7 protein-coding genes are annotated in these 10,787 nt (G+C 68.1%); 3 read left to right on the top strand and 4 right to left on the bottom strand.

The window, feature by feature from the left end; translation table 11 throughout:
* The coding region (locus P409_RS15340; protein WP_034838534.1) for an alpha-mannosidase at window positions 1–2,399 on the top strand (2,399 nt) is incomplete at its 5' end.
* 154 nt (window positions 2,400–2,553) lie between these two features.
* Here the strand turns inward: P409_RS15340 and P409_RS15335 are convergent.
* Entirely contained in the window at window positions 2,554–2,751 is a 198-nt protein-coding gene (locus P409_RS15335; RefSeq protein ID WP_152613397.1) for a hypothetical protein, read from the bottom strand.
* Between the two features lie 326 nt (window positions 2,752–3,077).
* Here P409_RS15335 and P409_RS15330 point away from each other — a divergent pair, with 326 nt between their 5' ends.
* The gene (locus tag P409_RS15330) at window positions 3,078–4,460 is read left to right on the top strand and encodes a dipeptidase (RefSeq protein ID WP_034838528.1); all 1,383 of its coding nucleotides are present in this window, start codon (window positions 3,078–3,080) and stop codon (window positions 4,458–4,460) included.
* A gap of 47 nt (window positions 4,461–4,507) precedes the next feature.
* On the opposite strand, the gene P409_RS15325 is transcribed toward P409_RS15330, so the two are convergent.
* From P409_RS15325 to P409_RS15315, 3 genes are read right to left on the bottom strand one after another with little or no spacing between them, the layout of a single operon-like run.
* Window positions 4,508–6,538 carry a multicopper oxidase family protein gene (locus tag P409_RS15325; RefSeq protein ID WP_034838524.1) on the bottom strand — a complete coding sequence of 677 codons (2,031 nt, stop codon included), beginning with the start codon at window positions 6,536–6,538 and terminating at the stop codon, window positions 4,508–4,510.
* Between the two features lie 59 nt (window positions 6,539–6,597).
* Window positions 6,598–6,981 (bottom strand): hypothetical protein, encoded by a 384-nt coding sequence (locus tag P409_RS15320; protein WP_052120689.1) that lies wholly within the window; start codon window positions 6,979–6,981, stop codon window positions 6,598–6,600.
* A 1-nt stretch (window position 6,982) separates the two neighbouring features.
* Window positions 6,983–8,659: a tyrosinase family protein gene (locus tag P409_RS15315; protein ID WP_034838521.1), complete on the bottom strand. Its 1,677-nt coding sequence runs from the start codon at window positions 8,657–8,659 to the stop codon at window positions 6,983–6,985.
* Window positions 8,660–9,412: 753 nt separating this feature from the next.
* Between P409_RS15315 and urtA the strand changes: the two genes are divergently transcribed.
* On the top strand, window positions 9,413–10,654 hold the full coding sequence (urtA, locus tag P409_RS15310; protein ID WP_238578697.1) for an urea ABC transporter substrate-binding protein: 1,242 nt from the start codon (window positions 9,413–9,415) through the stop codon (window positions 10,652–10,654).
* Window positions 10,655–10,787 lie beyond the last annotated feature (133 nt).

The raw sequence follows: 10,787 nt of genomic DNA, 5'->3' as shown, positions 1-10,787 counted from the left end.
CGCTGGGCGAGGCCGAGCGGGCGGCGACCGTCGCGGCGCATAACGGGCTGGCGGCGGCGCTGCGGAGGCTGAAGGAACGCTTCCCGCCGCAGGGGCGGCTGGCGATCACCGGCCACGCCCATATCGACCTGGCCTGGCTGTGGCCCTATGCCGAGACAAGGCGCAAGGCGCGCCGCACCTTCCACACCGCGCTGCGGCTGATCGAGCGGTTCCCCGGCTTCGTCTTCAACCAGTCGACCGCAGCCTATTACGCCCAGGTCGAGGCCGACGACCCGGATCTCTTCGCCGCGATCCGCGCGCGGGCGGAAGAGGGCCGGTGGGAGGCGATCGGCGGGCTGTGGGTCGAGCCCGACACCAACATGCCGACCGGCGAGAGCCTGGTGCGCCAGGCCCTGTACGGCCAGCGCTATTTCGAGCGGACCTTCGGACGCCGTCACAGCGTGTGTTGGCTGCCGGACTGCTTCGGCTTCTCCCCGGCCCTGCCGCAGATCCTGCGCCAGGGCGGCATGGACAGCTTCTTCACCATCAAGGTGAACTGGTCGGAGACCAACCGCTTCCCGCACGACCTGTTCCAGTGGGAGGGGCTCGACGGCAGCCGGGTTCTGGCCCACACCTTCGACAACCCGATCGAGGGCTACAACGGCACCATCCGGGCCGATTGCGTGCTGCCGACCTGGCGCAACTTCCGCGGCAAGACCATGCATGACGAGAGCCTGCTGGCGGTCGGCTTCGGCGACGGCGGCGGCGGGGTGACGCCGGAGATGCTGGAACGCCAGGCCCAGCTGGCCGACTTCCCGGCGCTGCCCGAGCTGCGGCCGGCGCGGGTCGAGGAGTTCTTCGGCCGCATCCGCGAGCGGGCAGCGGTTGACGAGCTGCCGGTGTGGCTCGGCGAGATCTATCTCGAGCTGCACCGCGGCACCCTGACCAGCCAGGGCCGCACCAAGCGGCTGAACCGCCAGGCGGAACGGGCGCTGCTGGCGGCCGAAGTGGCGGGCAGCCTGGCGACGCTGCTCGGCGGCCCTGCCTTCGCCAGCCTGGAGCCGGCCTGGCGCGGCCTCCTGAAGAACCAGTTCCACGATATCCTGCCCGGCTCCAGCATCCGCGAGGTCTATGAGGATGCGGAGCGCGAGCTGACGGCGGCGCGCGACGCCGGCCTCGACCGTCAGGCCGAGGCGATGGCCGCGATCGCCGCTTCCCTGCCGAACGGCGGCACGGCCGACGCGCTGGTGGTGGTGAACCCCGACCTGTCGCCGCGCCCGCTGCGGCTGGAGCTGGAGGGGGAGGCGGTCGCGCCGGACCTGACGGTACCGCCGCTCGGCGTCGTCGTGCTCGACCGCGCGGCGCTGCAGCCGGCGCCGGGGCTGTCGGCCTCCTGGTCGACCACCGGCAGCCGGCTGGAGAACCGCTTCCTGCAGGTCGAGATCGGCGCCGACGGCACCATCGCCCGGCTGCTGCACAAGCCGACCGGCCGTGACGCGCTGGCCGGACGTGGCAACCAGCTGTGGCTGTATCCGGCCGACAAGCCGCGCAGCTGGGACGCCTGGGATGTCGAGGCCGATTGCGACCGCCAGGGCTTCGAGCTGACCGGGCTGGAGGACACGGAGCTGGTCGAGGACGGGCCGGACCGGGCGGCGCTGCGGCTGGTCCGGCGCTGGCGCGATTCCACCATCACCCAGACCCTGACGCTGTGGGCGAACGCGCCGCGGCTCGACATCCACACCCGGCTCGACTGGCACGACCGGCGGGTGCTGCTGCGGGCGCTGGTGCCGGTGGCGGTGCGGGCCGAGACGGCGAGCTTCGAATGCGCCTTCGGCGTGGTGCGGCGGCCGACCCACCGCAACACCTCCTGGGACCAGGCCAAGTTCGAGGTGCCGGGCCACCGCTTCGCCGACCTGTCGGAACCGGGCTTCGGCGTCGCCCTGCTGAATGACGGGAAATACGGCCACAGCGCGCTTGGCAACGTGCTGGGCCTCAGCCTGGTGCGGGCGCCGATCTACCCCGACCCGCTGGCCGATGAAGGCGTGCAGGACTTCACCTATGCGATCCTGCCGCATGCGGGCGACTGGCATGAGGGCGGGGTGCGCGAGGCAGCGGAGGACCTGAACCAGCCGCTGCTGGCGCTGCCGGCGCGAAACCTTGCGGCCGGGCTGCATACGCCGCTGATGGTCTCCGGCATCAAGGCCGCGCTGGCGGCGCTGAAGCCGGCGGAGGAGGGGGGCGGGCTGGTGCTGCGCCTCTACGAGCCGGCCGGCGCCCGCGGGACGCTGTCGATCACCATGCCGGAAGGCTGGCGGCTGGGCGAGGCGGTGTCGCTGCTGGAGGAACCGGCGCCGCGCGAGCGGACGCATGACCTGGAGCCGTTCGAGCTGCGCAGCTGGCGGTTGCGGCCTGAACGCTGACCAAGGACGGTGCGCCCGGCCCGGGCCGTAGGCTTGGGGGGAGGGGCCGGGCCGGGCGCGGCGCCTGCTGCTGACGGGCGGCGCCGGTCGTCATCCGGCCATGACCGGCGCGGCCTGTCCACTTACGGATCGGCAAGGCGCCGCGGATGACGGCTCAGCTCCGCTCCTTCGGCTTGGCCGGGGCCGACCGGCGGTCCTCGCCGGCGCCGGCGGTGCCGGGGTTGAAGGAGGGCGGGTCGCTGGCATCCATGCTCTGGTCCGAGGCCTCGTCGACCTTGCGGCCGGCTGTCTTGCGTCCGGGCACCTTGTCGTCCGGCTCCGGCGCGTCGCCGGGCTTGCGGGGCGTCGTCATGCGCACCTCCATCCTGTCCTGCCGAGGGAACGATGGCGGTGACGGACCGGTTCCGCCGCGGGCGGCCGTGAAATAGGGGGGGTGGCAACCCTGGATGGACAGCACCCTTCGGTTCAATCTGCGCCTCAGGTGCCTTTCGTCGATCACGGCGCCCGGCCCGGCCCGAGGCCTCCCCCACCACGCTTCGGGCCGGGCTCCTTTGCTTCGAAGCCACGACAATCCCGTGCCGACGGCCCCGGGCATCGACGGCCCCCGTTCTCCCGTGCTGTGCTGCGCCGCGAGTCGGCCGGCCGGATGCCGGCCGGGGCTGAGCGGGAACGGAGACGATGAGCACGGTCGAAACCCAGCTGCTGGACCGGTTCGAGCAGCATGTCGAGGAGCTGAAGCAGTACTGCTCGATCCCGAGCGTCAGCACCGACCCCGCCTATGCGCCGGAGATGCAGCGCGCCGCCCGCTTCGTCGCCGACCGCATGGCCCGTGCCGGGCTGGAGCGGGTCGAGATCCTGCCGACCGAGGGGCATCCGGCGGTGACGGCGGAATGGTGCCATGCGCCGGGCGCGCCGACCGTGCTGGTCTACGGCCATTACGACGTGCAGCCGCCCGACCCGGTCGAGCTGTGGTCCTCGCCGCCCTTCGCCCCCGAGATCCGCGACGGCCGCCTCTATGCCCGCGGCGCCTCGGACGACAAGGGGCCGTCGCTGATCCCGATCCTGGTGGCCGAGGCCTTCCTGCAGCGGGAGGGCGGGCTGCCGGTGAACCTGAAGTTCCTCTACGAGGGCGAGGAGGAATGCGGCAGCGCCCATCTCGAAGCGCTGGTCGCGGCGGAGGCGAAGCGCCTGGCCGCCGATGTGGTGCTGTCGGCCGACGGCGCGATGTGGCGGCCCGACCTGCCGACCGTGACCGTCGCCAGCCGCGGCATGCTGGCGCTGGAGCTGGAGCTGCACGGCGCCGGCAAGGACCTGCATTCCGGCCGGCACGGCGGAAGCGCCCCCAACCCGCTGCCGGCCCTGGCCCGGCTGCTGGCGACGCTGCATGACGACGCCGGGGAGGTCGCGGTCGCGGGCTTCCATGACGGCATCACCCCGCCCGACCCGAAGCTGATCGAGGCCATCCGGGCCTCCGGCTTCGACCCGCAGGGCTATTTCGCGATGATCGGCGCGCCGGCACCGCAGCCAATGCCCACGGCCGAGGAACTGCTGGTGCGGCAGTGGCTGAAGCCGACGCTGGAGCTGAACGGCATCACCGGCGGCTATGGCGGACCAGGCACCAAGACGGTGATCCCGGCCAGGGCCGGCGCCAAGATCACCTGCCGCCTGGTCGCCGGCCAGGATCCGGACAGGGTCTTCGACGCGATCGAGGCGCATTTCAGGCAGCACGCCCCGGCCGGCTATCAGCTGGAGATCCGCCGCCAGGGGGCAGGGTCGCCGGCCTTCGCCCTGCCGGCCGACCAGCCGGTGCTGGCGCTGACCGAGGGCGTGCTGGGCGAGCTGTTCGGCCAGCCGCCGCTGCGGGTGGCGATGGGCGCGACCATCCCGATCGGCGGCGTGTTCCGGGAGATCCTGGGGATCGAGACGGTGTTCTTCAGCTTCTCGACCGCCGACGAGGACTATCACTCGCCGAACGAGTTCTTCCGGCTGGAGCGGTTCCGCGACGGGCTGGTCGGCTGGGCCCGCCTGCTGCCGCGCCTGGCCGGCCACAGCCGGGGCTGACCGGCACCCGTGGCTCCGGGCCCCCGAAGGGACCCGGAGCGCGGCGGTCAGGGCTTGTGCGTGTGCATCTGCTGCAGCTGCAGCGGCGGCGCGTCGGCCTTAGGGGCCGAGACATCCCCGTCCGGGAGCGCGATCGCCACGTTCTGCATCATGCCGCCATCCTCATGGTCCAGGATGTGGCAGTGGAGCACGAACTCGCCGATATAGCGCTGGTAGCGGGTCCGGATCGTGATCGTGTAGAGGCCCGTCGGGTCGTCGGGCAGCAGGCTCTTGATCCACAGCGTGTCCTTCCAGACGCCCTTCAGGCCCGGATATTGGGGATCGGCGACGCCCGGCTGGCCGCCGTCGTTGTCGATCGCTCCCGGGAGGCTGACATCGTTGCCGGCCGGATCGATGATCGAGACGACCTGGAACGGATTGACATGGATGTGGAACGGATGACTGACGAAATGCGATTGCAGCGTCCACTCATCCACCCCGCCCAGCGACAGCTGCCGGTCCAGCCGGCTCGGGTCATAGGGATGGGCGTCGGCCTCGCTCAGGGTGTTGCTGACCTCGAACTTGGTGTCGTCGGTGCTGGTGTCGATGAAGAAGGTCAGCTCCTGGTGGCCCGTCACCTCGCTTTCCGCGATGTCCGGATGCGGCACGAACTTGGACAGCTTGAGGCCGTCCCGCAGATCGGCGATGACCGCGGACTTGACGTCGTCGGGCATCGCGGCATCGGCCTCCGCCACCAGGGCGTCCCTGACATAGGCGGTGAGGTCCGGCACCGCCGTGCCCGGCTCGACATCCACGAAACCGAGGAGCGACGGGTTGGGGGCGTCGCCGTTGACCGATCCCGCCGCGGGGGAGGAGGCGTCGACCAGGCAATAGCGGCCCGCCTCCGGGAACACCGTCAGGGCATCCCAGCGATAGCCGGGCTGGAAGACCGAGAGGTTCGAGCCCTGTGCCTGGGCCATGGTCAGCCCGTCGGCGGCGACCCGGAAATAGGAGACGCCGGAGTCGCTGCAGGATTCCTGGATGAAGGCCCGGGCCTCCGCCTGGCTGAAGGTGGCGGCCAGCTTGGCGGAGGGCTTCATCTTCACGATCCTGAGGCTGATCGTGTCGCGCACGCCGGCATGGATCATCCGCCAGCGCTCGACCTGGCCCTGCTTGGTCTGGAAGGTCGGGAGAACGACGCCGTTGATCGAGGTGTATCGTCCTGACGCGGGCCAGGTCCCCGGGCCGAACTGATCGTAGCCTTCGATGCCGCCGACATCGCCTGGGTCGCAGATATACGCGCCCTTGTCGGTCTGCTTGATCGGTCCCAGCACGCCGTTCGCCCGGGGATACCGGCAGGCATACTGGATCTGCTGGAACACCAGCACCCGTTCCGGCAGGTCCTTGAGCAGCGTGTCGAGATCGCCCTGCGCCGTCGGCGTCGGCAGCCGGCTGCCGCGGATGATCAGGGCCCCGGCCATGCCGCTCGAGACCTGCAGCGCGGTCGAGCCGTGGCGATGGGTGTGATACCAGAACGTCCCCGCCGGATGGTCGCCCGGGATGTTGTATTCGTACTGGAACGTGACGCCGGGATTGATCGACAGCAGCACATTGTCGCCGTTGCCCGCCGGGTTCACCCACAGCCCGTGGGTGTGGAGGTTCGTGCCGTTGAAGCAATGCGGCCCGTCCATGTGGCCGTCGCTCGCGCAGGTCGGATCCGCCGGCAACATGTTGTGCAGATTCACGCGGATCGTGTCGCCCGGGACGGCCTCGATCGTCGGCGAGACATAGGGGGTCGACGGATCGACATCCGTGCCGTTGTAGCTGCGCAGGCGCACCTTGTCGTAGAGGCCCGTCGTCGGGTTGTAGATCTGCCCGTCGGTGTATTCGATGTTGAGGTCCAGCACCCGCTCATGCGGCAGCGGCTGGAGGGTCCGCACCGACAGGCTCCGCGGCGCGGTCCCCTGGCCCAGGATGCGGGGGTTGCTGACCAGGCGCTCCGCGGTCTGCTGCGCCGCGGCCGGGGCCGCGTCGACAGCGGCCAAGGCCAGGCCGGCGAGCAGCAGGGGTACGATGGGGACTTTGGGTTCGACTGCCATATCCATCTCCAAAAGAATTCGACTATCGGGATTGAAAATCCGTCCGTAAGGCCGACCGTTCAGGGGCCGATGCGCACCGTGACGCGCGGAACCTCTTCGGCGGTCGGGTCGCGCGGAGGGCCCCTGTCCCGGGTGATGGTCAGCCGCACGACGACCCGGCCGTCCTGGATCGCCTCCGGCGGCAGGGGCAGCGGATAGACCCCGGCCTGCAGCCCGGCGCGGGGGCCGAAGGGCGAGATCACGCCGATGATCTCGCCCGCCGCCGTCGAGACGGTGACCTCGCGGCGTCCGATCGGGCCGACCTCCACCACGAGCCAGGCGATCTCGCCCGGCTGGAGCGGGCGGGGCAGGACCAGCGTCCGGTCCTGCCCCGCCGCGCTCCCGCCGCCGAGGGCCGGGATGGCGAGCCATCCGAGCACCGCGGCGGCGAGGCGCAGCGTCACCCTACGACGGGGTCGCCAGCGAGACGGCCTTGAGCGCGATGGCTTTCTTGTCCAGTCCATTCGACGGCACCACCCGGATCTTCAGCGTCGCGTTCGCCCCCGCGGCCAGGGACGTGAAGGCATGCAGCGTCTGGGGCAGCGGCACCGAGAAGGTCAGGTCCCCATGCGAATGCATGCCCGGCATCGGCGCGCCGAACAGGGCGAAGGTGCCGGCATAATAGGGGCTGTCGGCCGAGACCGAGGTGACGCCTTCGGGCGCGTTGACGAGCACGTCGAACTCGCGCGGCCCCGCCAGCTCCATCGGCCGGCTCATCGTGACCGCAGCGACCAGCGGCCGCGCCTCGCCCGCCGCAGCGAGGTGGCTCTGCACCGCCGCCCGCGGCACGGTGAGCGTCGCGACATCGGCGGCCACGGCGCTGCGGATCAGCGGCAGGTCTTCGGCGTTCGACACCACGGTGGTCTTCGGGATGACCTCTTCGCCCGAGCCCGGCTCGTAGTCGTAGTCGAACACGGTCGTGTCGAAATAATCCGCGGCCTTGCCGTCGGGGACGGGGTTGCCCTTGCCGTCGATGAAGAACAGGAAGGGCTCGCTGAAATAGGCCTTGCTGTCCGCATCGGACGGCTTGGGGGACAGGCCCATCTTCAGCTGCTTGCGGGTCCAGACATCCCACAGCCGGTCCATGTTGGCGTGATGCAGGAAGAAGATCGGGTCGATCGGCGACAGGTTGTTGGTCATGTTGCCGAAGGGGCCCGGCTGCAGAGCCGTATCCGGGAGGGAGCCGTACCCGCCGATGAAGTTGTGCACCTTGTTGTGTGGAAAGCCCTCGAGCGTGGAGAAGACGGTCGAGTTGGGCGGCGCGACGTGGTGCGACGGCGTCTGCGAGCTGGTGAAGCTGTTGATCGGATCGGTGCTGCCGTCCTGTTCGGTGACGTTGAAACCCTTGGGCGACAGCCCTCCGCGGATCTTCTCTATTTTGACATTGGCGGCGGTCTTGTCGTTCAGCTTGGGGTTGTCGCGCGTCAGGTAGCGCGCGCCGCCGGTGATCACGAACGCCTGGTTCTGGGAGATCGGCACCAGATCGCCATCGCACATGGCATAGCCGAGGATGCTCTGCCAGAGATCATCGATGCTGTTGTAGCCCCGCTTGGCCTGCTGCGCGCGCTGGGCCTCCGAGAAGGCGTCCCAGTACCTGGTCAGGGGCTCCTTCATGTAGTTGGTGAACGCCGCCACGCTGCCGGTATAGGGCAGGAAGGGATCGCTCGTCGGCGTCAGATAATCGTCGAACATCCCGTCCGGGATCTGCGGCAGCTGGGTCCAGTCCCAATAGGGCAGGACGAAGCTGTCCTCACCGGTCACGGTGCGGATGGTCTGCTCGAAATAGCCGATATAGCCGCGATGCCAGACATAGAACCACCAGTTGCCGTGCGGGCAGTCCATCATGTGGACGAAGGCGTTGCGGAACCAGTTGTGCGGATGGTCGGCCGGCAGCTCCAGCATCGCCTGCACGCCCTTGGCATAGACCGCCAGCATCTTCTGGCCGGCGGCGCTGGTGACATTGGGACGGGTGTATTTCGCCGCGGCCCGCGCCGGACTGAGCGGCACGGCCGCCGCGCCGGCGGCCGCCGCGGCTGCCATAAGGACGTCGCGGCGGGACAAATGGAAATTCGATTTGTCCATATTGATCTCCCTGAAATTCAGTGGCTGAAACCGATCGCGCGGATCCGTATGGATCCGGATTACGAAATCGAAGATCTCTGTTGGCTGCTGAGGTTTGGATTTTACTAATCAAGAATGCTGCAAAAAATCATTATTGTTGTCAGCGTCATTATTGGAATTATTCGTTTGCTCAGAATGCATTTCTTTTGATGATATTTGGTCATTACAAAATACATATCTATTTATGAGTTGGCTAAAAGATCAATTCTGGTGTCTCGATGTCTGCGCAGGACATAATTCTCAGGTCGGGCGCGGATTGCAATTACTATTGAATGAGATAAAGTTTGAGAAACAAAGATGAAAGTTTTGGAAAAATTTTAGATTCTAACGATCCGCAGCTGCCGGTACTGTTCGGCGGGTGAGGGCGAAGGGTGGATTTGCTCAATTCGTGATCATATCGCTCGGCCCCCGTCATCGCCGCCTCGCGCTGAATGTCCTCGTTCCGGTCGACCGGATGAAGCTGCCGGGGCGGACGTCGTGGCGAGGGCGAAGAGTGACGGATCGAGCCTGTCGCGTCAGGAGGCGATGCCTGGAAAATAGGCAAGCGCAAAGGCTGCCGACTGCTTGAGCAGAGATCTTTGGCGGAACTCCACGACTGGCCTGGAACTTGCGTCTTTGCGGATCGCAAGGCGAACGCAATCAAGCGCGATCCGGGGGTTCACGATGGCAGTGTCGCAGAAGCATTGGGTGATCGGCGCCGCGCTGGCGGTGTCCATGGGGCTGGCGGTGTCGACCGCCGCCCGGGCCGAGGACACCATCAAGGTCGGCATCCTGCATTCCCTGTCCGGCACCATGGCGATCAGCGAGACCACGCTGAAGGACGTCATGCTGATGCTGATCGACGAGCAGAACAAGAAGGGCGGACTGCTCGGCAAGAAGCTGGAGGCGGTGGTGGTCGACCCGGCGTCGGACTGGCCGCTCTTCGCCGAGAAGGCGCGGCAGCTGATTTCGGTCGACAAGGTCGCGGCCACCTTCGGCTGCTGGACCTCGGTGTCGCGCAAGTCGGTGCTGCCGGTGTTCGAGGAGCTGGACGGCATCCTGTTCTACCCGGTGCAGTACGAGGGCGAGGAAAGCTCGCGCAACATCTTCTACACCGGCGCCGCGCCGAACCAGCAGGCGATCCCGGCGGTCGACTACCTGATGAACGAGGAGGGGGTGCAGCGCTGGGTGCTGGAAGGCACCGACTACGTCTATCCGCGCACCACCAACAAGATCCTCGAGGCCTATCTCAAGGCCAAGGGCGTGGCGCCCGAGGACATCACCGTCAACTACACGCCGTTCGGCTTCTCCGACTGGCAGACCGAGGTCGGCAAGATCAAGAGCTTCGGGTCGGCCGGCAAGAAGACCGCCGTGGTCTCGACCATCAACGGCGACGCCAACGTGCCGTTCTACAAGGAGCTGGCGAACCAGGGCGTCAAGGCGACCGACATCCCGGTCGTCGCCTTCTCGGTCGGCGAGGAGGAACTGGCCGGCATCGACACCGCGCCGCTGGTCGGCCACCTGGCCGCCTGGAACTATTTCGAAAGCGTGGACACGCCGGAGAACAAGGACTTCATCGCCAAGTGGCACGCCTTCATCAAGAACGACAAGCGCACCACCAATGACCCGATGGAGGCGCATTACATCGGCTTCAACATGTGGGTGAAGGCGGTGGAGAAGGCGGGCACCACCGATCCGGACAAGGTGATCGACGCGATGGTCGGCGTCACCGTGCCGAACCTGACGGGCGGCTACGCCACGATGATGCCGAACCACCACATCACCAAGCCGGTGCTGATCGGCGAGATCCAGGCCGACGGCCAGATCCAGACGGTGTCGGAGACGCCCGAGGTCGTGGGCGACGAGTGGTCCGACTATCTCGAGGGCTCGAAGGACCTGATCGCCGATTGGCGCAAGCCGCTGGCCTGCGGGAACTTCAACGTCAAGACCGGCAAGTGCGGCGGGTCCGGCTCCTGACCGCGGGATGGAGGGGACGCCGGGAGGCGCCGGGGGGCGCCTCCCGGCATTCAATCACAGGCTGGTGATGAGCGGGTTTCGAATGGCCGCAGAGCGCAGAGCGGACACTACAAACAAGTCCCCCCTCCCCTTG

The sequence above is a fragment of the Inquilinus limosus MP06 genome (assembly GCF_000767795.1).
GTDB lineage: Bacteria > Pseudomonadota > Alphaproteobacteria > DSM-16000 > Inquilinaceae > Inquilinus > Inquilinus limosus_E.
The sequence above is the reverse complement of the archived record's forward strand: the minus strand, read 5'-3'. Positions and strand labels throughout refer to the sequence as shown.